Raw genomic sequence first — 24,506 nt, 5'->3', positions numbered from 1 at the left:
GGTAAAAATGGGAATTTTGGATCGAGATTATACCAAGGACAAATTAAGAGAACAAGATGATCGCAATTCTAAAAATAACGGTTTGTTATATCTCGCGATCGCGATCGGGATTGGTTTTTTAATTTACCTTTTCCTTAGATAATAACATGAAACAATATCATCTTTCGGTGATGCCAAATGAAGTTTTGAATTTTTTCCAGCCTCAAAAGGGTGGTTTTTTTGTTGATGGGACTTTGGGCGGCGGTGGCCATACGCGAGCTCTACTCGAAAAAACTCAAATCTCCAAACTCTCCGTCAAAGGTGGATCCGCCTCGGGCGGAAAATCTCAAAACTGTAATGTTATTGGGATTGATTTGGATATAGAAGCGATTAAGGCTTCTCAAAAAAAATTAGCTAAATTTGGAAAGCGAATAATTTTTGTACAGGATAATTTTTCTAATATCAAACAAATTTTATCAAAATTAAAAATAAAACAAATTTCCGGCGCTTTGTTGGATTTAGGCGTTTCAACTCATCAATTAGAAACTGCCAGCCGCGGTTTTAGTTTTAATGTGCTCGCCAAACTTGATATGAGATTAGACCAAAGTCAAACCCTAACCCTAACTGCAGAACTTATAGTCAACGAATGGCCAGAATCCAAATTGCGGGATATTTTTTCAAAGTTAGGGGAGTCCCCATTTGCTGGTCGGATTGCAAAGCAAATTATTATTACCAGAAAAACCCAAAAAATAACTTTTACCAATCAATTAGTGGAAATTATCAAAACCGCTACCCCGCCAAAGTGGCGATATAGCCGCGAAAAACATTTTGCGACAAATATCTTTCGCGCTTTGCGAATGGCAGTAAATTCAGAGCTTGAAAATTTAGAAAAAGCCATTTTTGAATTTGCTGATGTTTTAATGCCCGGCGCGAGATTAATAATTATCTCTTTTCATTCCCTCGAAGATCGCTTAGTGAAAAAAACTTTCCGTCAGCTCGCTAATCCTTGCGAATGTCCGCCAAAAGCGCCGGTTTGCGTTTGCGGCAAAAAACCCAAAATTAAAATCTTGACCTCAAAACCTCTGGTACCTGCACCTGCAGAAATTGAGCAAAATCCCAAAAGCCGCTCCGCCAAAATGCGCGTCTGCGAAAAAAATTGATCTCGCAAGTTATCCCGCAGATTTTCCTATCGTGACGCGAGGAATGCGGGATTATGGGCATCGAACCCATAAAAAAAGAACCTAACAGGTGTGGGCAAAAAATGATACACCAATCAGGTTCTTGGATTTAATTTGGTTTTAATTTGGGATTTTTCCGGGAATCTAACTAATTCCGTTGGCCAAAGACGAGTCCGAAGAGCCATTTCTCTCAAGCAATAAAATCTAGCCCTCAGCGGCGTCCGTATTAACGATCTTTTTGACGCTGTTTTCATCGGCTTATTTTGTCTCCTTGGGTTTAAGTTTTAGATCTAGATGTTCTCCTGCAATCCAAAGCATAAGAGAAAAGACCAGATAAACCCAAAAAACAGGAATTGCAATATATAAATCGTGGTAGTAGAACAAAAAGCCAAAATAACCAACAAAAGCCAGCAAGAAACCGAGGAGCGCATGCACTTGAAGGAAATCCCTTTGGGTTGATGTCGACTTTTTCTTTAGTTCAAACCAGTAGAATGCGATTACATATATCCACCAGCCTAAAAGCATACAGATCATAACATCGCTAAATAGAGGACCTTTTTCGATATATAGCGGAGTATAAAAACGGGTTTGGCCAATATATTTAGCGACAAAATGTACAAAAAACAGAGGTAAAAATTGGGTCAGGAATAATCTTTTTCTTTCAGATGTCGGCAGCGAAGAAGAAAAAACCCAATATAGCATATAACCGCTCAATATCCAAGCAATCGGCGTTTCCACGAAGAGTAGCCAGATCATTTCGGATCACCTTTCTTTCGTCTTGGTATTATTGTTTTTTCGGGTTTTTGTTTCGGAGTGGAATTTTCTCCGACAATTCTTACACTTCCAGTAGCTTCTGCTTCTCGACGTTTTCTTTTTCTTCCTTTTCTGGCTGAAAGTTCTTCTTTGCGGCCAGGCAAAACTCCTGCCAAGACTTTATCGGAATAATAAGGTTTAAGAGCATGATGCAAATCTCGCGCAGCGCAAAATTCCGCTCTATCTTTGTCCCATTTCTGCGCTCTAGGCATCTAGATTTATCTCCTCCTTCGACGTTTATATCCATTATACTTTCTCCTGGATTCATCGTTAAGTTTTTGGATTAGCTCAATCATTTCTCCATTACCGAAATTTTGAATTACCGTAGCAACCTGGCATTCTGCCCTTAATCTCGCAAATTTTTTAGAGCGCCGCATTCCTTTAGCTATCGACTTCATCCCCCTTGTTTTTAATAAGTTGTTAAAGTCCTGGAAATTATCCTAATTATACCTCAATTTAAGCACAAAAAAAAGAGCCCCGAATTTTCGGAGCCCTTTTTTTATTTGATATTTCTAATTTTTGTTAGTGAATTACGACCGGAGTACCCATTGGCGCCCAAGTGTAGATGAAGGCAGCATCGCCGTTAGTCGCGTTGATACATCCATGGCTCATGGGGTGACCGAAGTTGCTATGCCAGTAAGTGCCGTGAATTGAATAAGGGCCGTAAAATCTGTTAACCCATTGAACATTAGGTAAATAATAGTCAGGGCCAGACATTAAAACAGAACGTGATTTTGAATAGATGGCGAACATACCAACAGGAGAAGGGTGACTTGCAACTCCAGAAGAAATTAAGAACGATCTGACTAAAGTTTGTCCATCAAAAGCATATAAGGTTTGTTTAGAAAGCACAATTTCAATGTATTTGCCAGGGAATAAACCAGGAGTCCCAGCAGGGTAAATAGTGCGAACCGATGGTTGAACTGGTGATACCGCTAAAGCGATTTGGTCTGAACCCTTACCGGCTAAAGCCGCTTTAACCGCCGACACTGCCGCAGATTGATTAACTGCTTGACCAGCCGCACCTTCAGATAAAACTTGTCCAGCAGGAGTGACTTCTTTAGCAATTGCCGCTTTATCAATATGACGGGCAGCAGAACTCACAAAACCGGCAATGGTTTGGCTAGAAAGGCTTAAACTGAAATCTTCACCATTTTTAGTTAAAATTAACCAAGTGAAAATTTCACTTTTTGAAGCCACATAATTTTGATTTTCATAGGTTAAAGAAATTGTATGGGCTAAATAATTATCCGCAGTTTGGGTAATTTGAGCCGCTTGATCATCAGGAACTGCAATTTGGCTTTTGGTCACTGGAGCTTGAATCTCATCTAAAGTGCCAGCTTGAGCTTTGGTAAAAATTTGGTCTTTTAATTTATCAGTTTCTAAAGTAATGCCAGTTTGGCCTAAAACGATCTTGGTTTTACCATTGGCTAATTCTAAGTGGGGATCTTCGGCCTTTTTTTCAATTTTAGAACTTAATTGATTTAAATAATTGTTCCATTTCTTTTTACTAATATTATAGGTAGGATTAAAACTAACTTCGTTGAAAGCTAAATTCACCGTTGATTTGGCGTTTTCAAACCAATTTTGACTATGACCAACCGCAAACGCTTTATCAGCTAAGTCGCCAGGGCTATAACTAACGCCGATGTTGGTTAATTTTTCCGTCACTTTGGTATCACCAACTGCCACCGTCATTTTTTGGCTTGACCATTCTTTGTATTTTTGGCCTAAAAGCTGAAGCGCTTCGTCTTTAGTTTTTCCGCCCAAATTAATTCCGGCCACATTAACACCCGGATAAATCTTGTGTTGAAAAGCATAGGCGAATGAGCCATAGCCTAAAAGAGTGACAGCTAAAAAGGTCATAATGCCTAAAGTAGGTTTAACCGCTTTGTGATTCCAAAAAGTAACCGCTTTTTGATTTTTTACATTTTGTTTTTGAGTGATGACTTTGGAATTATTGCCAAAAGTCAAACTGCCAACTTTCACGTTCATTTTTTTCCTTTTCTATTTTTGTTTTTGACAGCCCCCTCCTTATTGAGGACCGTGTCTCAATCAATGGTTGACGAGACATTTTTCAAATTATACCATTATAGCAAAATAAAATGGGTTTGTCAAGCCCCACACCAGAGCTACGCACGGAGCGGGGCGTAGACCCCGCATATATGACGCTTGAGTCGAGAACGTAGATCTTCGCGAATATTAAATATTGTGCGGGGTCAAGGAGGTAAAATCGGGATTATCGCCATCGAGTTGAATCACCCCGCAAAGTTACCTGTCATAACGCTTGGAAGGCGGGATTATGGGCACCGAGCCTATAAAAAAATCCCCGCAGGGCAAAAAAGTGTTTTTAGCCTCACGGGGCAGGTGATAATTCTAATTATGCAGCTAGGCGATGGCGCCTAAAACCTTCATTATAATAAGCTTCGTAGGTCCGAGAAATACAAATGACCAATTGTCGAAAATCATCGGTGACAGTCAGGGTTGGGTTATGCATATAATTGAAAAGGGCCAGTTCGAATCTCTGCAGAAGTTGGGTCAGAGGTTCGAAACCATCTTTATAATCTTTGATTTCGGGACTGAATTTATTGTCAAAGGTGTGGGCGAATCTGACGAAAAACTGTATCATCTCAAAATGATTAAAGGTTGGCGGGATAGAACTTCGTTCGTTCGGATCAGTCATAAAATGTTTAAAGGCGCACCCTGAGGCAATTAGAAATTGGCAGAGAATTTCAAATTGTGGGACAACACTTTCGGGATAATCTCTAATAGTTTGATCTTTAATAAATGCCGTAGTTCGAAATATTGCCATTGCCGCTTCGTGTGTTTTCCGAATCAACTCCTCGCCATAAAGTTCTGGATACCTTTCGGGTTTATGCTTCTTCTCAAGCTCTCGCTGATCCATTTCAGCTCACCCCTCCACTCCAAGAGTTTGTTTGGCTTGGTCTCGTAATTGACTTTCAAGCGCTCCTAAGGAATTACGAAGCTCGAATAATTTAGTTATGATTTCGGGGACGGTTTTTAATATTTCAACTAAATTCAGAAGATGCCGATAAGCCTGCTCAATATCTTTAATTTCATTTTTCTCAAAAGCAGACTGAACTAATCTGAAGTTATTACAAAAGGTATTTGCTGAATCACCTTCGTATCTAGTAGCTTGGCCTGGGTCAATAATTATTTCATAACCGATTATTGCCGATTCAAGAAACGCAGTAACGTGTGATAATCTTTCCAATCGATTAGCTTCATATTCTGCCGCCCCACCTTTAGCATGTCCTTGACCGCTGAAAAGTGTCTCCCAATCTTCATAAAGAATCGCCTCGACTACTGCAGCAAGATTAAAAGCATTAGCAACTTGCGATACTGCGTCATTATCTGCCATCTCAGCTCACCTCTGCTGGTTGCTCGCGGTGCGCATCAGGCGAAATGGATAACGTATGAAACTATTTTCTGTCAAAGGGGTCAGATCCTTCCTGAATCATCGCAGTTGCCCAGACCAAGAACCCAAGAAGTCCTTCCAAGAACTCAGTTAAAATCTTAACTTCGTTTTCATCTGTTTTATCTGCTGGACGTTCCAAGAAATTGGTCAGGGCCAGTTGATAGGGCCAAATCATTTCGCTAAAATGTTTTTCCGGTAAACCAAGCGTGCCGCGGCGACCAAGCGTGCCATAAAGAATATTGTAGGCTCGGCAGGCTTCTACTGCTGGACCGATTGCCAATCTAAGTGGAGAAGTGGGCTGGTTGATGATCCGGTCGCCCTCTAAAGCTTGAAGAACCATCTCGAGCAAAGACTGATACACCACTTCGCGGTTTAAGTCAGATATTCTAAGGGACAAGGCAGGGTATTCAGGATTCAGATCGTGCAAGATGTATTCGGCCAAGTCACCAATTCCAAGCAATTCGCCAATTTGGGTTAAGGGAGTTCTTGGGTTTGACATCGCGGTTTACCTCCGGGTTTCTGGCGTTACGGCAGGTGTCGCGGGATTAAATAAATCATAGCATGATTATTTGATAAAGACAATAAAAAATTGCCTTTTAGAGCAATTTTAAGTATAATTAGGTATAAATGGGGGCCTGTAGCTCAGTGGCAGAGCGGACGTCTTATAAGCGTCATGTCGCAGGTTCGATCCCTGCCAGGCCCATTTTTTGTTTACAATTTTACCAGCTGCCGCCACCGCCACCGCCAAAACCACCGCCAGAAAAACCACCACCACCCGAAAAACCAGACGAACCTGAAGCTGCTCCGGAAACTGCCCCAGACCAAGTGCTATTAAAACCATTTAAATTACTTATAAAAACCATGGTGTTAAAAGTCGTCCAATTACCCTCATACCAGTCGGGTTGTTCTTTGTAAATATCTTTAAAAGTTTTTGCCCATTTATCACCCACGCCAAACAAAATTGCGTATGGCAGAAAATCCAAGAAAATATTTTCATCTTCTGCCCAATGCGTGCGATATTTTTCTACCTTAGTAATATATTCTTTAAAACCCAATATTTTTTGCAAAGCCGCTACACCTTTTAAGGTTTTTCTGGGCATAAAATAGCCAAAAATCATCACGGTTGCGGCAGTTAGAAATAGGGCAATGCCCAAAGTATATGATAAAAGTAACGGGCCCGCGATCGCGGCGGCAATGATAATGCCAAGGCCAATCCAAAGATATTTTTTTCGAATTTTATCTGGATTTTGGGGAAAATACTTTTCGATCATTAAATCTGTATAAATTTTTTGTGAAATTTCTCGCCACTTTTTATAAAAAGTGGTTTTTACTTTAAGTTCGGAAAGCTTCACTTTTTGTTGGTTTTCAAATAAGGCTTCAAAAAACATTTTTTCAAAAGATTTGGCATGTTGGGGCAGATCCTTGAGTTTGATTAAAGTATAATTTTGGCCCCGCAAAAAGGTTTTTTCTTCCTCTTTGATTTTAATATATCCTTTGGTGGCCCAAAAAATTATTTGCGAAGTCAAATCAGCAGGTTCGACGCGGTCATCCAAAATCGTGCCCATTTCCGGAATTGTCAAATTTTGCGGTGGCGAAAATTCCGGGGCAATGGTGGTGATTTTTTTGGGATCTCGGCCAAATTTTAATAATATATAGGAAAAGAGCAAAAAAACCACAAATGGAATTATCATTAACCACCAAGAATTAAAACCGGAAAAAACATATTCTCGAGCGGGGATTGTGACTACCCCTTTTTCCCAGCCTACCACCACGGTTAAATTTCCGCTGGCTGAAAAATCGACCAGATTTTGATTGATACTTTTTGAACAATTTTCATTTGTGGCACCTTGTGAACCAGTGAAACAGCGATCTTGAAGACTGGCGGGATTTATCACATCTGGTAAAACCACTCGCGCTTGGGCTTTTTCAATTGGTACTTCCCAGCCAGTGCCGGTGACATTCCAGTACAGCTCATCATGATCTGAAAAACTATTGATTACACCAGAAATTTGATAATGAATTTGATATTGATAATCACCATTAACCGTTTTGTTGGCATCACCGATTTTAATTTCTAAATTATCGCCATTTTGACTAGTGGTGTAGGGGATAGACTTCCCTTTTTCATTCTTAATTTTTAGAATTTTGAGCTCAGTTTTGAATTTGCGGCCAGAGCTCTCTTTGAATCGATTTGGAATATAGCGATAAATGCCATGTTTGGCAGTAGGAAAATAATAGTCAATTGTTTCCACAATATCGACTAAACCTGTTTTTTCAACTGTAATTTCGGCGTTAAGATTTCTAATCGCTTCTGTTTGGGCATGTGATTTGATAGGTAAAATTAATAAAATCGCTAAAAAAACAAAGTTTAATAAATTTTTCGCAATTTTATTCAGCATTTTCCCTCTTGATTTCATTTTAACATAAAAGTTTATAATAGTTTAAAATAACTAATTTTCGTTTTTGGTCTTAACTTTTTAACTGAGCTATGCTAAAATATGGACAATTCTCGCTAAGTGCGGGATGCACCTATAATCCCACTTTCGTGGGACAAAATCCACTCCGCCAGCTGGCGGAAGGTGGAAAAGGGGAATTCCAATCGGCAATTTAACCTCCCAACTTTTCGCCAATATTTATCTTGGCGAGCTGGATAAATTCATAAAGCACTATTTGAAAATTAAGTATTATCTTCGCTATTGCGATGACTTTGTGTTTTTAGACGCTGACAGAGATAACTTAATAAAGTTATTAAATCCTATTATAAATTTTTTAAACAAAAAACTCAGCTTGAATTTATATCCAAACAAAATCATCATTCGTAAATTAAGACAAGGTATAGATTTCTTGGGCTATGTGGTTTTGCCACATTATCGGCTCTTAAGAGCTAAAACCCAAAAAAGGATGTTTAAAAAGATTAATCATAAAAATTTGTCTTCTTATCTGGGCTTATTGGGGCATTGCAATTCTTATAAAATAAAAAATAATTTACTCAAGTTTTTTTAAAACACAATCTGGGCAGATGCCTTCAAAAATAATATCAACTTTTTGAACCTGGTAATTTTTAATCGCCAGGCGTTTTTTAATGTCAATAATTTCGGCTAGAGGCAGTTGGATCAATTTTCGGCAAAAAAGGCAATAAAAATGGGCGTGATCAGCACCAGCATGTTCAAAATGAATTTTTCTATCCGGAGTCTTAATTGAGCTAACCACTCCTTCTGATTCTAAGCTTCTCAGGTTCCTATATATAGTTGATAAACTTAGCCTGGCTAAATATGGCCTGATAGCTTGATGGATTTCTTCGGCCGTGGGGTGGTTTAAATTCGTTTGTAAAAATTCCAAAATCTGCGTGCGTTGGTTAGTCAGCTTTTGCCATTTGTATTTATTTTGAAAGTTATCCATATAGTTATCCACAGGTTAATTAATATTCTGCAAACTATTCCCAATTGCATTTTATTTGCAAAATAAGGTTTTGGCAAGTGGATAACTTGGGGATAGCCTAATTTTAGCTTCGTTTTTAGTGATCATTAAAAATTTAAAAATTGCGATAATTCATCTTGGGTTGACAAATGATAATTTTTTTGATATAATAATATAATGTTTAAAAACCCCAATGGAAGGTTGAGGGCCGATCCGGACAGGGTTTTTATGAATTCTCAAAACAAAAATAAAATTTTAAACCAATTCAAAGTCGTTGCTCTCTCGATTTCTTTTATTATTGTCGGTTTAGTTCCTCAAACTGTTTTGGCGCAAATTAGCACCAATAGTATTTTTAGTTTAACTAACTCGGCTCGCTTAGATAATAGGGTTGCTCCCTTATCAATAAATTCAAAATTAAACCAAGCCGCTGCCGCCAAAGCCAATGACATGCTTGCCAAAGATTATTTTGCCCATGCCTCTCCCGAAGGTTTAACTTCTTGGTATTGGTTTAAGCTTGTGGGTTATAATTACCGCACTGCCGGCGAAAACTTAGCGATTGATTTTGAAGATTCCAATACCGTTTTTGCGGCTTGGATGAACAGCCCTTCTCACCGTGCCAATATTTTAGATCCTGATTTTAATGAAATTGGAATTGCAGTTATGAGTGGTGAATTTTCAGGTTCTAATACCACGGTGGTGGTGCAAATGTTTGGGACTCAAATTGGTCCAGCTCCTCAAGCCGCCAATCGCGATATTACCAAATCTGTTCCAACTCATTCAAGTTCAGTATTAAATCAAAATACTTCTATCCCCACCAATCCTCAAGGTGATAATTTTAATGAATTTAAAATCTGGGGAAAATTTATGGAAAAATATGCAAATTCATGGTTAGACACTGCCACTAATTTTAGAAAAATTTTTACTAAAAACCTTTTATTAGTTTTTAAATAATCTGTGGATAAGTCAGGCTTGACAGTAGGAATATAAATAATACAATTAAATTGTAAAAAAGGTTTTATAATAAAGGGAGGGGAAACCTCTTTTTTTTGCGTCTTAGGACACCAGTCTTAGGGTGAGATTGAAAAATTTCGTGGTTTAACTTTAACCTATGATTCTTTATTCGGCCACTTGGAATTATGGGTGCAAAATAGTGAGACCAACCACAAATCAGTTTGAGCAGCCAAGGTTGCTTTTATTGATTTGTGGTTTTTGAAGCTCTGCCAAGTTGGAGCGAAAACCTCGCCTAAGCCCCCGGCTGTTAGTGGGGGACGAAGGCGGGTTAAAAATTAAAAATAATCTCTCGACTAAGCTCGAGATGAAGGAGGAAGTGGTGAAAAAATTATTATCTTATTTATTAGCTTTGAGCTTAATGAGCCAATTTACTTTTGTGGGGGTTGCGAGAGCGGCGGTACAAAATATTGGGGCTGTAAAAAATCTTGCCCAATCGGAAAATTCTGAAGCGAATTTAACAAATGAATCTCAAACAAATGATGATTTTGAAACTTTACCGCAAGTTAAAGATGTCGACAACCAGCCGACCTTACCCAAAGTTAAAGACGTACCCATCAAATCAATTACTGCCTCAACCCAACCGACCCGAACTATCTCATCAACCCTGCCAGTCAAAGCCAGCTCTTCGCAAATTCAACCCCAGGTAGTTTCTTGGGTGGGTTCGATTTTGATTGACGGCGGAGCCACTTATGCCACTGATATTAATAGGGAAGTGGTTTTAACTATTTCTGGCAGCCGAAACGACGTGACGCCCGATGAAATGAGATTTTCAAATGATGATATCCATTTTTCAGTTTTTGAGGCGTATTCGACAACTAGAAATTGGACATTAGCTGCTGGCACAGACGGGCCAAGAATTGTGTACGTTCAATTTAGGACATTTATTAGCTCAGGATATAGTTATTCACCGCATTATTCAGCGACCGTTTTTTTAGATATTACCACGCCTCAAATTAGCCAAATCACCTTTAATCCCAGTTCAGCCTTATTGGGAATTGGTGGTCAGATTCAAATTACCATTACGGCTGAAAATCTGGAAGCAGGTCTAACCGCTAATGGTTCTTTTAACGGCCAAACTTTGTCATGGACAGATAATGGCGATGGCACTTATTCTGCCACCTACACGGTCTTGGCAAGTGATTTTTCAGCAGATAATGTTGAAATTTTAGATGCTACTTTAATCGACCCTGCCGGAAATATTTCTGATGTGGGCCAATCTTCTGGTAATAATCTTGATATTGATACGGTTTTACCCGAAATTTCCAATATAATTCTTACCCCCAATACAGTTAAAGGTAATGGTTCTCAGCCGGTTTTAATTACTGCTGAAATTACTGACAATATTAGTATTGGGAGTGTCAATATTGATTTAACGGCTGTGGATAGCGGTTTGGGTATTTCGTCGCTCTATGACGATGGCACCAATGGTGATCAAACTGCTGGAGATAATATTTATTCTCTTGTTTTTTACCCAAACCTAATAAATAACACGAACCAGATTTATAGTTTGACAATTAATATTTTAGATTCAGCTAATAATCTCTCACAAAGCACCGCCGATTTAACTATTGAGGATAATGTTCCGCCGCAAGCACCACAAAATTTATTGGCTATTTCTGGTGAAGGATACATATCTCTTTATTGGGCTGATGACTTAGATGCGGCATATTATATGATTTATCGTAGCGGTAGTCCCTTTAAATGGATTGCAGACACAACCGATAATTTCTATAAAGATACCAGCGTCATTGGCGGTAAGACCTATATTTATAAAATTATTGCCTTTGATTTAGCCGGTAATAAATCTAATGAAGTTACCATCTCTGCTACTCCAAAATTAATTATAATTGCGCCAGATATGCCGGCCAGCGTCACCCGGGTTGGAACTGAAACTCAACAACCCCAAATTGCTTCAGCAGTGGTTGAAACTAAACCTGCTCCCGCTGTTGCTGAACCAACCCCGACACCCTTAGAAGACGAAGGCACAGTTGAGGGCGAAAAAACAACCGAAGAGGCACCCACAAATTGGCCACTTATTATTGGCATAATTTTAGCTGCTTTAGTAATCGCTTTTTGGGTATACTATTGGTATGTTGGCTGGCAAGAAAATAAAAAAGCCTCATCTCGAAAAAAATAATTATTTCTTCATTGCAAATTAAATATTTTGGTAAATTATAATTTCCAAACCAATTTTGGGCTTGATTTTAAATTGAAATCATGGTATTTTTAAGAGAGCGAGGGGAATTTGTCAAACAATAGAAAAGCTTTTAAAAAATTCATCCCAAAACTACGTTTGGTACCATTTTTTTTGATTATTGCTTATATTCTTTTTTTGCTGGGAAAAGCAGTTTGGCAAAACTATAATATTAATCTTGAAGTTACTAATTTAGATAATGAAATGCAGCAGCTCCGAGATCATAATCAGGAATTACAAAAGCAAATTGAATATTATCAAAGTAGTACCTACAAAGAACAACAAGCTCGTTTAAAGCTTGGCTATCAAAAACCGGGCGAAAAAGTTTTTATTGTTTCGGCAAGCAACAACCAACCTGTGACTGAAGAAAAGACTGAAATTGCTAATAACCAAACACAAAATAATCGCTCAAACCTGATTCGTTGGTGGCAGTTTGTTTTTAAATAATTTATAAATTATTAGCGCTGCGGGGTGGAGGAGTAGTACCTCGACTGTCTCATAAGCAGTAGACCCTGGTGCAAATCCAGGCCCCGCTATATACAAATTCGAAATCTGAAAAAACCAAAAATCTTTGATTTTTGGAAAGGAACGACACTATAGCTAATGAGCTATGATGTATTATTTGCACATCAGAGCGAACAATGTGGAGGTTGTCGCGACATGGCTGGGTAGCTCAATGGTAGAGCAACAGACTCATAAGCTGTAGGTTGTGGGTTCGAGCCCCACCCCAGCCACAAATTTCGAGCCGAAAGCCAATAATTAAACTTAGAGGAGATTTATAATGCAAAAATATTGTTCGGGTAGAACTATTTTATATTTTGTCGTTTTATTGCTCTCGTTATATGTAATTTATAATTTATTTTTTGTGAAAAATACAAATCAGCAAACCGTGCCTTTAAATCAAGTCATTGATGAAGTAAAAAAGAAAGAAGTTAACAAAATCACGGTTAATGGTCAAAATTTACAAATTGTTTTAAAAAATGGCAATTTGCAGAAATCGGCGATTGAACAACAATCTTCTTTTGTCCAAATTCTCAAAGATGCCAATATTAATCTTGATGCCGTCCAGCTTGATATCAAAAGCACCTCCTCAAATAGTATTTGGATCGCGGTTTTATCTGGAGTTTTACCGGTATTATTAATCGCCGGTTTTATTTATTTTATGCTCAGATCAGCACAAGCCGGAAATAATCGGGCGATGTCTTTTGGTCAATCTCGAGCCAGACTTTTAGGAATTGGCCAATCCCGAGTTAAATTTTCCGATATCGCGGGTTTATTGGAGCCGAAACAAGAGCTTTGGGAAATCGTTGAATTTTTAAAAAGTCCACAAAAATTTAAAAAACTGGGCGCCGAAATTCCCAAAGGCGTTTTGTTGGTTGGGCCTCCTGGCACTGGTAAGACTTTATTGGCCCGAGCTGTGGCTGGTGAAGCTCAAGTGCCATTTTTTTCAATATCTGCCTCTGAATTTGTGGAAATGTTTGTTGGTGTGGGTGCGGCTCGGGTACGTGATATGTTCGACAAAGCTAAGCGTAATGCACCAGCGATTATTTTTATTGATGAATTAGATGCGATCGGTCGTCTTAGGGGCGCAGGTTTAGGCGGCAGTCATGATGAAAGGGAACAGACCTTAAACCAAATTTTAGTCGAAATGGATGGTTTTGAAACCGATACTAATGTCATTATTATGGCTGCTACCAACCGACCCGATGTTTTAGATCCCGCTTTATTGCGACCAGGTAGATTTGATCGCCGAATAGTATTAGATTTGCCTGACTTTAAGGAACGTTTGGACATTTTAAACATTTATGTTAAGAATAAGCCTTTAGCTGGCAACATTCATTTAGAAAAAATTGCTCGAAGCTCAATTGGATTTTCTGGTGCGGATTTGAAGAATTTAGCCAATGAAGCCGCAATATTAGCGGCTCGCCGCAATCAGAAAAAATTAGAAATGCATGATTTAGAAGATGCGATTGAAAAAGTGATGCTTGGACCGGAAAGAAAATCCAGAGTTTTGTCTAAAAAAGAAAAAGAAATCACTGCTTTTCACGAAGCAGGTCATGCGGTTGTTGCTCATGTTTTGCCAGATTGTGACCCGGTTCATAAAATATCTATTATTTCCCGTGGTATGGCCTTGGGCTATACTTGGAATTTACCCTCTGAAGATTCACATTTGTACTCTAAGAGTAAGTTTGAAGACGATATTGCTTCATTTTTGGCAGGTCGGATTGCAGAAAAGATTAAATTTCACGAAATCACAACTGGTGCTGAAAATGATTTACGTCGGGTAACCAAGCTCGCTCGAAAAATGGTGACTGATTTTGGGATGAGTGAAAAACTAGGTCCCGAGACTTTTGGCGAAAGAGAAGAAATGACTTTTTTGGGCAAGGAATTAGCCGAACAAAAAACATATTCTGAAAAAGTTGCCGCGGAAATAGACGATGAAGTAGCAAAAATTATCCGGATTGCAGAGAAAAAATCCAATGCAGTTTTGTTGAAGTACCGATCGGTTTGGGAAAAAATCGCTAAAACATTACTCGAGAAAGAAACTATGTATGCTGACGAATTTAATAAATTTTTTCCAAAATCATTAGCAAAAAAATAAAACTAATTTGCCAAAATAAGCAATAATAAGGAATTATAAAGTTGTGATTAGATTTTTTCGTACTCTTTTTATGAGAAAAAATTCGATTAAGGGCGCGAGCTTAATATTAATGGCAACGCTGGTGAGCTCTAATATTTTAGGACTTTTTAGAAATCGTTTTTTAGCCCAAAAAATTACTCCAGCCAATTTGGATACTTATTTAGCAGCCTTTCGAATCCCAGATTTAATTTTTAATTTGCTAATTTTAGGGGCGATTTCTTCAGCCTTTATTCCGGTCTTTGTAAATTATTTGCGTCGTAAAGATTATCAAACCGCGTGGCATGTTGCCAGTTCGGTGATAAATATCGCTATCATTGTTTTAACAATTGTGCCAATTATTTTAGCAATTTTTATGCCTCATATTACTCCTTTATTGGTTCCAGGTTTTAACGAATCTCAGCAATTACAAACTACCCAGCTTTCACGTTGGTTATTGCTGACACCTTTATTTTTCGGTATCAGTTATATTATGGGTGGCATCCTAAATTCCTTTAAAAGATTCATTGTTTACAGTTTATCACCATTAATTTATAATTTATCAATTATTATAGCTACTTTATTGTTAGCGGATCACTATGGCGTCATGGGGGTAGTGTTTGGAGTCGTAGGTGGTGCATTTTTGCATATGGTAATTCAAATTCCCACGGTAGTAAAATTAGGTTTTCATTGGCAACCGGTGGCGGATTTTCGCCATAAATCAGTTCGGCGAATTGGCAAATTAATGGTGCCTCGTATGATCGGTTTGGGTGCCAACCAGTTAATTTTAATTGTGGTGACGTTTTTAGCCTCAACCTGGAAGGGGAATGTCACCTATTTCAATTTTGCCAATGATATTCAAACCTTTTTCTCGGTGGTTTTTGGCGCTTCTTTTGCAATCGCCGTCTTTCCCTTTTTAGCCGATTTTGCCGCCGATGGCGATAAGAAGAAATTTTTGGAATCTTTAAATTTAGCCGCAAAGCAAATTTTATATTTTATTATTCCTTGTTCGGTATTGCTCTTTTTGTTAAGATCAGAAATCGTCAGACTAACCTTAGGAACTGGTCATTTTAGCTGGTCGGCCACAGTGGCAACTGCAAACTCTTTGGGCGCCTTCGCGATTGGGATTTGGGCGGCTAGCTTAGTGCAGTTATTGGCTCGAGCCTTTTATGCTTATGAAGACACTCGGACCCCGGCAATTGCGGGGATAATTTCTGCAATCGTCACCATTATTTTAAGCTTTGTTTTAAGCCGAATTAATCTTGGGCATTTATCATTTGCAAATCTGAGCTTAGACTTTCCCTTAAAAGCGGTTGGTTTAGCTTTAGCCGTAAGTTTAGGTTCAATTTTTAACGTGGTAGTTTTGGCGATTTTATTGAGGATAAAATTAAAATACGCGGATGGTTTTGATTTTGCGAAAACGGTTTTTAAATATCTTTTTGCGAGCGTAGTTTTAGGCTTTGTGGCTCAGCTGATAAAATATTACATTGGTTGGCAAGTTAACATGCAGACTTTCCAGGGAGTATTATTAAAAACCACAGCTACGATTGTAATTAGTTTTGGGTTTTATTTATTAATTACCTATTTGTTAAAATGTGAGGAATTTTCCGCATTTTTAGAGGTTTTTAAAAAAAGAGTTACCCCGCCCGATGATATTGCCGTTGACCAGACTGTTGGTGCTAAACAATCCCAACAAGAATAATACGCATATAATATAAAGGAGCGTTTATGCCTACATGCCAAGATTGCCAAAATTTTAAATTCAAAGACGATTTGATGGGTTATTGTATGGCTTCGGAAGACAAATTAATCGAAAATGATCGCAGTTCTGAAGATTGTATTGCCAATTGTTTTACTCCCAAAGAAGATAATGCCGAAATGACCCCATAATTATTAATTAGAAAATTGATTGGAATATGGATCAAAATAAGATTCGAAATTTTGTGATTATTGCGCATATCGATCATGGCAAATCCACGCTCGCGGATCGTTTTTTAGAAATTACTAAAACCATTCCCGAAAATCGGATGCATCCTCAATATTTAGATAGTTTAGAACTTGAGAAAGAAAAACAGATTACGATTAAATTAGCGCCGGTCCGAATGCAATATCTTTATAATTCCGAGCCGTATACTTTAAATTTAATTGATACCCCGGGACATGTTGATTTTTCTTATGAAGTTTCTCGCAGCTTGGCTGCCGTTGAAGGTGCAGTTTTGTTAGTCGACGCCGTCAAAGGCATCCAAGCCCAAACTTTAGCCGTTCTCGAACAAGCCCAGAAACTAAAGCTTGAAATTATCCCAGTTATTAACAAAATAGATTTACCTCAAGCCGAAACTGACAAGAGACAAGCTGAATTAGCTAAATTATTAAATGTCGAAACTAAAGAAATTTTAAAAATTTCCGCCAAAACCGGCCTAGGAGTAGGGGAGTTATTAAATAAAATAATTACCAATATTCCCGCTCCAAAAATTGATTGCAGTTCAGATTTCAAGGCCTTAATTTTTGATTCAATTTATAATCCATATCAAGGCGCAATTGCTTATGTGAGGGTTTTTGCAGGTGAAATTTCCACCAATCAAAATATTAAATTTTTAGCTACGGACACTGAAACTAAAGTCGGCTCAGTGGGGGTCTTTGCCCCGGATTATTTAGAAAAAGGAAAATTATCAGCCGGCGAAATCGGTTATCTTGCCACTAATATTAAAAAAACTGAAAATTGTCAAGTGGGCGATACGATTGCCCTCTCCCCTATCCCGAAAAATTTTAAAAAATTACCAGGCTATTTAGAGCCCCGACCAAATATTTTTGTTTCATTATTTTCTGAAAAAGGGGAGTCAGAAAAATTAAAAAATGCCCTCTCGCAATTAAAATTAAATGACAGTTCTTTGCAATTTCAGCCTGAGCACTCTTCCCTGTTTGGCTCTGGATTTCGTGGTGGTTTTTTAGGCATGCTGCATTTAGAAATAGTGAAGTTAAGAATAGAAAGAGAATATCACTTAGGGATTGTCTTTACCACGCCTTCCGTGTCGTACAACGTTTTGACAACCCAAAAAGAAATCCTTAAAGTTAACAATCCAGATCAATTTCCAGACCGTTCGCAAATTTTAGAAATCTCAGAACCAATTATGGAGATTACCCTCTTGGTCCCAAACCAATATTTGGGACCGGTGGCTGAATTGTTAAAATTACAACGAGCTAAATTTTTAACCTCTCAAAATTTAGCCGAGGACCGAAGTTTATTAACCTATGAGATTCCCTTATCAAACTTGATTTGGGGTTTTTACGATCAATTAAAAACCTTAACTTCGGGTTTAGGTTCATATAATTGGCGTTTTTTGCGATATCAACCAGCCAATTTGGTTAAATTAGATTTTTTAATCTCCGGACAAAAATTCCCTGCTTTTTCCCAAATTGTCTATCAAGACGATTTATTCCGATTAAGCCGAGCTCAAGTTGCCAAGCTTAAAAAAATTATTCCCAGACAGTTATTTGAAGTTTCAATTCAAGCAGTCACCGGTGCTAAGGTTATTGCCAGGGAAAACATTCCCCCACTCCGCAAAGATGTGATTGCCAAATTGTATGGCGGGGATTATACCCGCAAAAGAAAACTTTTAGAAAAACAAAAAGCTGGCAAGAAAAGAATGAAAATGGCGGCAAATATAAAATTAGACAAAGATGTTTTTTGGAAATTTCTAAAATAGACGGACCAGGCCTCGGCTCGCCGATGAGGCGAGGCGGGTTGACAACTCAAAAGAGTTTGATAAAGTAAAAATATAGTTAATTAATAATCAACACCAATTCAGAGCTTTGAATTTTAGGTGTTAAATTAAGGAGGGCAATGTTTTCATTATTAGCGCAGTTGACAGACACTTCTACTGAAGCTACTGATGCTGCCGCGGCCGCTGCCGGTGCTACTATTTTGGGTGGAATGTTAATTTTTTGGATCATCGCCGGTTTAATAGGTCTGTTATTTTTTATCTGGTGGATTATCCTGGTAATTGATTTGAGTAAAAGAGATTTTCCTGAAAAAACCACTTGGTTAATTGTGATGATTTTGGGATTATTATTGGGTTTCCTTTGGTTAGCCGACTTACTTTACTACTTTATGGTGGTCAAGAAATATGGCAAAGTCGGTTCTGCTCCGGCTGCCCCCAAAACACAATAAATGATTTGATAAAATCTTCTTAATAAATATGGCTACCTTCGGGTGGCCATATTTTAATATCCACGAATATCAAAAAAATAGATCATAAATTTCTGTTTTGAATGATATTTTGTTTAATATATTGCTTATCGCCAGCGAGTTCTCGCCACACCTAGCATTTTTCAGAAAAACCTCAAAAGAGGTTATTCTTGAAAAAGGGCCCGGCGGGGATCGAACCCGCGACGCACAGCTTAAAAGGCTGTCGCTCTACCACTGAGCTACGGGCCCTCGTTAATAATAAAAAATCTCCAAATTCAAAATTATAATACCAAATTTGGAGACTAAAGTCAATTTATTGTTCGGATTGGGAATTAGATTTTTTGCGAAAACCAGCCACAATTAAAATAATTGCCGGCAACGCGATCCAATAATTTTGATATTTAAAAATCATTTCTGCGGCTTGGGATTGCAAAAGTAGGTTAGTTCTCGCCGCTTCATCCATAAATGAAATTATTGTCGCCACAATCAAGCCAGCATTTAAGAAACTATATAGGAATAGAAGAATCGTTGAGCCGACGGTGCCGGTTCTGGAACTAAGATACTCCCCTTTTAAGGAGAGCAAAACAATAAAAGCACCAAACATAATCGCTTTAACCGTAAAGATGCTTAAATGTGATTGAAACCAAACCTGATTAAATAAAATGGTGTTGCCGGATAAAATATTATAAACCGCTTCGCCCCAAACCGAGGTGACAGCTAAGGCGATATAAGTGCTGATTAAAGTCGCGGCGGCTTTTTCTTTTTGCAAAATAAAACCATAGCCGGTGGCAATTGCTAAAAAGATAATAATAAATAAATCCCAGCTGGGAGAGTTCAAATCCCGCTCCTTTCTTTCTCTTTTTATCTTAATCTATTTAGAATAATTGTCAATTTGTAAAAAATATTATGAAGATTGATTAATTTCACCAGTCGCCGCATCAACCTGAACCTCAAGTTTTTCGCCAGCTTTGGGTGCATTGTACTTGATAATCCAAGTCAAATAATCATTGGGGCCGCCATGTGTAAGATTGGCAGAAATTTCCAGATCATTGGGATATTTTTCTCGAAAGGCTTTTCCAGATTCTAAATCGGCTTTTTGAAAAGCCGTTATCCAATCAGTTTTCCAATATTTTGTAAAAATTTCTTTAGGACTTCCGTTTTTTAAAAAATCAGTTTTGGGAATAATTGCTCGAATATATTCTCCAGCTAAATTTTGAGCAATCGTCCAATAATTTGAGGGTGATTTTGCAGAGATAAAAACATAAGTTTCATTAGCTTTATCTGGATTTAAATTATTTGGCAAATCTATTTGTAAATATACAAATTTAGCATCACTTTGCCATTGGCTAGCTTTTTGGGAAGCGGTATCAAAATTTTTTTGAAGAGCGTTGTCATAATCTTGCGGATTGACAGTGATTATCGTTTTAATTTCAGTACTGGTTGTTGAGCTCCCATCGTTTGTAGGGGGGGTGGTGTTATCAGTGGTCGTGTTAGTCTGAGTTGTATTTTGCTGCCTTTGCATATAAAAATAATATCCGCCAAAACCGACAATCCCTATTAATAAAATCGTGATTATTATTTTAACCGTTCGTCCCAATTGCCCTCCTTTAATCTCTCTTTCATTTTAGTAAATATTCGAAGTTTCGTCAAATATGTTAAGATAATAATAATGAAAAAAATTGGCAAATCAAGATATTTGTTAATTTCTTCGGCGGCATTACTATTTGGTATCTTTGCGGCCTCTTTTTTGGGTTATAATAATTTGATTATGGTCTTGGCTCTAATTTTTTTATTGATTTTGCTAATTTCATTTTGGAAAGATCTTCAAATTCGCCTTATGGTCATTGCCGGTTTATTTTTCTTGTTTGGCATCTTTTATTCACATTTTTATGAAATGCGCCATCCAGATCAGCTTTCGAGCTGGCAAAATCAAACTGTTCAGATTCAGGGTCAAATTGTCAAAACCCCAGATATAAAATCAGACCAGCAGCAATTTGTTATTTTGACATATCGAATTCATCCAGAAAATCAAAAAGATTTTCAAAATGCTCAAGGTAAAATTTTAATCAAGCTCAGGCGATTTCCAGAATATCAACAGGGCCAGTGGTTAGAAATTTCCGGGGAAATTTTAAAGCCAAAATCATCTTCGGAATTTGATTATGGTCAATACTTAGCCAAGTCAGAAATTTATTCACTAATGTCTTATCCTAAGATTACCGAAATTGAAAAACCCGTCGATCTTAAGCAAAATTTTGTTGCCTCCAGCTGGCAAGCCTTACTGAGTGCTTTGTCAAAAGCTAAACAGAATTTTTCTCAAAAAATTAATTTAATTTTACCGGAACCGGAAAGCTCATTTTTAGCCGGCTTGCTCATCGGCGCGAAAAATTCAATTCCTGAAAATTTAATGTCTGCTTTTAATTTAACCGGTACTACCCATATTGTGGTAATTTCTGGTTTTAATATTACCATTATTATTAAAGTTTTTATGTCCTTAACCAAAAGGTGGTCGAAAAAATTGTCAATTATCACCGCGGTTCTTGGTGTTTTTCTTTTCACGGTTATGGTTGGCGCTGAGCCACCTGTAGTCAGGGCAGCGGTGATGGCAATGTTTATAATTTGGGCAGAAAGATTGGGACGAAAATCTGATATTAGTTTAGCCTTAATAATTACCGCGCTGCTGATGGTTTTAATAAATCCGCGTATTATTCGGGCAGATTTAGGTTTTCAACTTTCATTTATGGCCGTGGCAGGTTTAATTTGGTTTGTCCCGATCTTAGAAAATTATTTTTCTCGTTGGCGTTTGTATCCTAAAATTCCTAAAATTATTACCGAACCTCTGTTAGCCACATTATCTGCACAAATTTTAACTACCCCTTTGATTTTATTTAATTTTCATAGGATTTCAGTGGTCGCGCCGATTGTGAATGTTTTGATTTTACCAATCATTCCCTTAGCGATGCTTTTGGGTTTTTTGGCAGTTATGTCATCTTTTATCTTTATCAGTTTTAGTCAAGTTGTCGGTTGGTTTTCTTGGCTGGTATTGAAATATATAATTTTAGTCGTCACAAATTTTGCTAAAATTCCTTTCGCTTCTTTAGAACAAATTACAATTTCGAGTCCAATTTTATTTTCTTGGTATTTATTAATGGCTGTTTTTCTAATTTGGTATTATCAAAAAGATAAAAAAATTATTAAATTACAAAAGAAATTAAATGCCAAAAATATCTAATAAAATTATGGCGCCATTTTTTGGGTTTTTAGTGGGAATTGCAATTTTAATTTGGTTGTCGGTTTTTCAAAACCAACAATCGGAAAATAATTTAGAAATAGTTTTTTGTGATGTTGGACAAGGGGATGCAATTATTGTTGAACCTGGATTAAATGAACAAATTTTAATTGATGGTGGTCCGGATAATTCTGTCTTATCGTGTCTGGGCGAGAATATGCCATTTAATGACCGAAAAATTGAGTCAATAATTATTACTCATCCGCACGCAGATCATATAGCTGGCTTGATTGACGTTATTAATAAATATCAAATAGGAAATATCTGGTTAACCGGTGTCGCCTATTCCAGTCCAGAATACACTGAAATTTTAAGTCTTATAAAAAATAAACAAATACAAACAAAAAAAGCTCAAATAGGGCAAATAGTTTTTCAACAAAACCAAATTAAACTAAAAATTTTATATCCAATTAAAAATTTACAAGGCAAAACTATGAATAACCCAAACAATAGTTCGGTGGTGATAAGATTAGAAGATTCAAAATTTTCCGCGATTTTTATGGGCGATTTAGAACAAGATGCACAAACCGAATTTTTAAGTCATAATCAAATGGTTAAAAGTACAGTCTTGAAAGTCTCGCATCATGGTTCGTCAAACGCTCTTATGACCGAATTTTTAAGTCAAGTAAATCCTGAAGTGGCAATAATTTCTGTGGGTGCAAATAATCGATATGGCCATCCCACCAAAAAAACTTTAGATTTATTAAAACAAATTCCAAATATTAAAATATTGAGAACAGATCAAAACGGAATCATAGAGATAAATACTAACGGTCAAACTTATCAAGTTAAAACCGCCAAATAATTTCGCTCAACATACTCCACGAAAAGACGCTCCGATAATTTTTTCTTGTTTGATAAAATTTTCTCGATCATCACTTGACTTTCGCCAAACCATAAACTTTCAACTTATTTAAAAAATTCCCTCGGGTTTGGCTCGAGACACTTTTCTTAGGAGACGCCTCGCTCTATATTCTCAATTTATTTTTTGAAAACGAAAAGGAGCTGGGTCTGATTTTCTGCCGGGAGGCAGATAGCGGTTTGCCGCTAAATCATAACCTTGAGGTTATGATCATCAGATCCAACTCCAGGTAGCGAGACCGCTAATGTTAGCCGGCCTCGATGGGTCGGGCGAGGATGCACACGATGTACTCACTTGCGACGAGACGTTAGGACTTGGTAGAGGTGGGGCGTTGGAGGACGCAGATATGGTACCCGTGGTACTCGTCGGGGAGCATGCTGCTGAGTCCTTTGACCTCCCAGCCTTCGGATCCAAGCAGTGCAATATCCACGGCGAGTTGTTCGGTTGCTGCCCTGACGCCCCTACCTTCAGTTTCTACAACGACTACTCTAGTTTCGAAGTGCATTGTTTCACCTCCCTTAGGGAGAGATTGGTGGAGCTACTGCTCTATGGGGATGGTCGGGGTGAGACTGCGGGCGGAGTCGCCGGGGCGGCCAAGATCAGGAACCGAGCTGCGAAGTACTCGACAGGATGCTCGGTTGTCTGAGCGGACAAACTCGACCTCAACCTCGGCGATCTGACGATTGTCTCGCCAAATGCCGAAGCGGTCGCCCTCGGAAACTTCCTGACCATAAAGCATTAGGAAAATGTACCGGGGGGTTGACGTTTGCGCGTCAGCGCTTGTGAAAGCTGACGAACTGGTTGTGGGAGCCAGTTGGCGTGGCGCTTCAATACCCCGAAGGGCATTTTCGATGGCGCCTCGTGCGGCGGCTCGTCCGGCGTCTTGCCAATCAGTTAAACCAGCTTCGAGAGCCTGGCTTGCCAATTGAACAAGACCACCCCAGAAATTCCGCGAGGACTGGATACCCAAGCGGACGTCTTTGACAATCCGCTTCGAGCCGTAGCCCTCATAGACCGCGGGAACCTCCCGGGTCCGCGTTGACGAACGCCGGATAATCGCCTTCACCCGTAGGTCCGAGAGTCGGACCGAAGGATAGGCATCATCCAGCCAAGCCGCGAGTTCAAAATCGCGGCCGCCAAATGTGAAGGCGGAGACAAGAAATGTCTCTGTTGCTCCGGTGAAATCACCGATAGGTTGGCGATTTCTGCCGTTGATGCCCCATTCGGAGTTCTCAAGAAGCAACTCCTCCTGGGTCGGACCGACGTCCGAGGCATTGAGCAGAACCAGCCAGCCGCGCTCGCTGAGCGCAGCCTCCAGTTCCTGCTTGGCGATCTGGGAGAGTTGGGAGCTGTAATAGTAGCTCCCGTCGTACCCCCCATAACCGCCGTAGCCGTACTCGGCCTGCGGGTCAACGACGACCACGCAGGTTGGGGCCGACTGCGCCAATGTGACTGACGCAGCAACAACGAGCAACACGACGATTGCAAGTGCCAACCTCACGGTTAACACCTCCTTCTCCGCCG

The 24,506-nt window shown here is 38.6% G+C and carries 23 protein-coding genes and 4 tRNA genes; 15 read left to right on the top strand and 12 right to left on the bottom strand.

Translation table 11 applies throughout. The features are described from left to right. Positions 1-7 precede the first annotated feature (7 nt). Both VJJ80_01655 and rsmH read left to right on the top strand, forming a co-directional pair. On the top strand, positions 8-142 hold the full coding sequence (locus tag VJJ80_01655) for a hypothetical protein (protein HLC38810.1): 135 nt from the start codon (positions 8-10) through the stop codon (positions 140-142). 4 nt (positions 143-146) lie between these two features. After that, positions 147-1,139, top strand: a complete 993-nt coding sequence (gene rsmH, locus VJJ80_01650) for a 16S rRNA (cytosine(1402)-N(4))-methyltransferase RsmH (protein ID HLC38809.1) — start codon at positions 147-149, stop codon at positions 1,137-1,139. A gap of 276 nt (positions 1,140-1,415) precedes the next feature. Here rsmH and VJJ80_01645 read toward each other — a convergent pair whose 3' ends face one another. The 6 genes from VJJ80_01645 to VJJ80_01620 all read right to left on the bottom strand — a co-directional run bounded on the left by VJJ80_01645 (position 1,416) and on the right by VJJ80_01620 (position 5,908). After that, positions 1,416-1,913, bottom strand: a complete 498-nt coding sequence (locus VJJ80_01645; GenBank protein ID HLC38808.1) for a hypothetical protein — start codon at positions 1,911-1,913, stop codon at positions 1,416-1,418. Then, positions 1,910-2,182: a hypothetical protein gene (locus tag VJJ80_01640; GenBank protein HLC38807.1), complete on the bottom strand. Its 273-nt coding sequence runs from the start codon at positions 2,180-2,182 to the stop codon at positions 1,910-1,912. Before VJJ80_01640 ends, VJJ80_01645 begins: the two co-directional genes overlap by 4 nt. Before the next feature lie 310 nt (positions 2,183-2,492). Then, positions 2,493-3,965, bottom strand: coding sequence for a L,D-transpeptidase/peptidoglycan binding protein (locus VJJ80_01635; protein ID HLC38806.1), 1,473 nt, complete (start codon positions 3,963-3,965; stop codon positions 2,493-2,495). Between the two features lie 385 nt (positions 3,966-4,350). Then, positions 4,351-4,875, bottom strand: a complete 525-nt coding sequence (locus VJJ80_01630) for a hypothetical protein (protein HLC38805.1) — start codon at positions 4,873-4,875, stop codon at positions 4,351-4,353. Positions 4,876-4,881: 6 nt separating this feature from the next. Then, the gene (locus VJJ80_01625) at positions 4,882-5,352 is read right to left on the bottom strand and encodes a hypothetical protein (protein ID HLC38804.1); all 471 of its coding nucleotides are present in this window, start codon (positions 5,350-5,352) and stop codon (positions 4,882-4,884) included. 61 nt (positions 5,353-5,413) lie between these two features. Further along, entirely contained in the window at positions 5,414-5,908 is a 495-nt protein-coding gene (locus tag VJJ80_01620) for a hypothetical protein (protein HLC38803.1), read from the bottom strand. A 132-nt stretch (positions 5,909-6,040) separates the two neighbouring features. On the opposite strand from VJJ80_01620, the gene VJJ80_01615 reads away from it, so the two are divergent. Further along, positions 6,041-6,112, top strand: a tRNA-Ile gene (locus tag VJJ80_01615). Between the two features lie 16 nt (positions 6,113-6,128). On the opposite strand, the gene VJJ80_01610 is transcribed toward VJJ80_01615, so the two are convergent. Both VJJ80_01610 and VJJ80_01605 read right to left on the bottom strand, forming a co-directional pair. Further along, the gene (locus tag VJJ80_01610; GenBank protein HLC38802.1) at positions 6,129-7,808 is read right to left on the bottom strand and encodes a DUF2207 domain-containing protein; all 1,680 of its coding nucleotides are present in this window, start codon (positions 7,806-7,808) and stop codon (positions 6,129-6,131) included. A 586-nt stretch (positions 7,809-8,394) separates the two neighbouring features. Next, complete coding sequence (locus VJJ80_01605) at positions 8,395-8,808, bottom strand: transcriptional repressor (GenBank protein ID HLC38801.1); 414 nt, start codon at positions 8,806-8,808, stop codon at positions 8,395-8,397. 246 nt (positions 8,809-9,054) lie between these two features. Between VJJ80_01605 and VJJ80_01600 the strand changes: the two genes are divergently transcribed. From VJJ80_01600 to VJJ80_01555, 10 genes are all read left to right on the top strand, one after another. Further along, a complete protein-coding gene (locus VJJ80_01600) occupies positions 9,055-9,777 on the top strand; it encodes a CAP domain-containing protein (protein ID HLC38800.1) in 723 nt (240 codons plus the stop codon). Positions 9,778-10,156: 379 nt separating this feature from the next. Next, a complete protein-coding gene (locus VJJ80_01595) occupies positions 10,157-11,974 on the top strand; it encodes a choice-of-anchor X domain-containing protein (GenBank protein HLC38799.1) in 1,818 nt (605 codons plus the stop codon). Between the two features lie 108 nt (positions 11,975-12,082). After that, positions 12,083-12,478 (top strand): septum formation initiator family protein, encoded by a 396-nt coding sequence (locus tag VJJ80_01590; protein HLC38798.1) that lies wholly within the window; start codon positions 12,083-12,085, stop codon positions 12,476-12,478. A gap of 18 nt (positions 12,479-12,496) precedes the next feature. Continuing rightward, positions 12,497-12,567 (top strand) — tRNA-Met (locus tag VJJ80_01585). A 126-nt stretch (positions 12,568-12,693) separates the two neighbouring features. Beyond that, positions 12,694-12,765: transfer RNA gene (locus tag VJJ80_01580), tRNA-Met, on the top strand. 47 nt (positions 12,766-12,812) lie between these two features. Next, entirely contained in the window at positions 12,813-14,633 is a 1,821-nt protein-coding gene (gene ftsH, locus VJJ80_01575; GenBank protein ID HLC38797.1) for an ATP-dependent zinc metalloprotease FtsH, read from the top strand. A 70-nt stretch (positions 14,634-14,703) separates the two neighbouring features. Then, the gene (gene murJ, locus VJJ80_01570; GenBank protein HLC38796.1) at positions 14,704-16,350 is read left to right on the top strand and encodes a murein biosynthesis integral membrane protein MurJ; all 1,647 of its coding nucleotides are present in this window, start codon (positions 14,704-14,706) and stop codon (positions 16,348-16,350) included. Positions 16,351-16,376: 26 nt separating this feature from the next. Further along, entirely contained in the window at positions 16,377-16,538 is a 162-nt protein-coding gene (locus VJJ80_01565) for a hypothetical protein (GenBank protein HLC38795.1), read from the top strand. A 26-nt stretch (positions 16,539-16,564) separates the two neighbouring features. Further along, positions 16,565-18,352, top strand: a complete 1,788-nt coding sequence (gene lepA / locus VJJ80_01560) for a translation elongation factor 4 (GenBank protein HLC38794.1) — start codon at positions 16,565-16,567, stop codon at positions 18,350-18,352. 137 nt (positions 18,353-18,489) lie between these two features. After that, on the top strand, positions 18,490-18,816 hold the full coding sequence (locus tag VJJ80_01555) for a hypothetical protein (GenBank protein ID HLC38793.1): 327 nt from the start codon (positions 18,490-18,492) through the stop codon (positions 18,814-18,816). Between the two features lie 195 nt (positions 18,817-19,011). Here the strand turns inward: VJJ80_01555 and VJJ80_01550 are convergent. The 3 genes from VJJ80_01550 to VJJ80_01540 form a co-directional block, all read right to left on the bottom strand. Then, positions 19,012-19,083 (bottom strand) — tRNA-Lys (locus VJJ80_01550). A 64-nt stretch (positions 19,084-19,147) separates the two neighbouring features. Next, positions 19,148-19,672: a hypothetical protein gene (locus tag VJJ80_01545; GenBank protein HLC38792.1), complete on the bottom strand. Its 525-nt coding sequence runs from the start codon at positions 19,670-19,672 to the stop codon at positions 19,148-19,150. A gap of 66 nt (positions 19,673-19,738) precedes the next feature. Then, a complete protein-coding gene (locus tag VJJ80_01540) occupies positions 19,739-20,431 on the bottom strand; it encodes a hypothetical protein (GenBank protein HLC38791.1) in 693 nt (230 codons plus the stop codon). A gap of 72 nt (positions 20,432-20,503) precedes the next feature. Between VJJ80_01540 and VJJ80_01535 the strand changes: the two genes are divergently transcribed. Together VJJ80_01535 and VJJ80_01530 are read left to right on the top strand one after the other, a co-directional pair. Further along, positions 20,504-22,063 carry a ComEC/Rec2 family competence protein gene (locus VJJ80_01535; GenBank protein HLC38790.1) on the top strand — a complete coding sequence of 520 codons (1,560 nt, stop codon included), beginning with the start codon at positions 20,504-20,506 and terminating at the stop codon, positions 22,061-22,063. Continuing rightward, on the top strand, positions 22,047-22,925 hold the full coding sequence (locus VJJ80_01530) for an MBL fold metallo-hydrolase (GenBank protein HLC38789.1): 879 nt from the start codon (positions 22,047-22,049) through the stop codon (positions 22,923-22,925). Before VJJ80_01535 ends, VJJ80_01530 begins: the two co-directional genes overlap by 17 nt. Positions 22,926-23,520: 595 nt before the next feature. Here the strand turns inward: VJJ80_01530 and VJJ80_01525 are convergent. Continuing rightward, positions 23,521-24,477, bottom strand: a complete 957-nt coding sequence (locus VJJ80_01525) for a hypothetical protein (protein ID HLC38788.1) — start codon at positions 24,475-24,477, stop codon at positions 23,521-23,523. Positions 24,478-24,506 lie beyond the last annotated feature (29 nt).

This window comes from Patescibacteria group bacterium (assembly GCA_035288465.1).
Taxonomy (GTDB): Bacteria; Patescibacteriota; UBA1384; order DATEAH01; family DATEAH01; genus DATEAH01.
The sequence above is the reverse complement of the archived record's forward strand: the minus strand, read 5'-3'. Positions and strand labels throughout refer to the sequence as shown.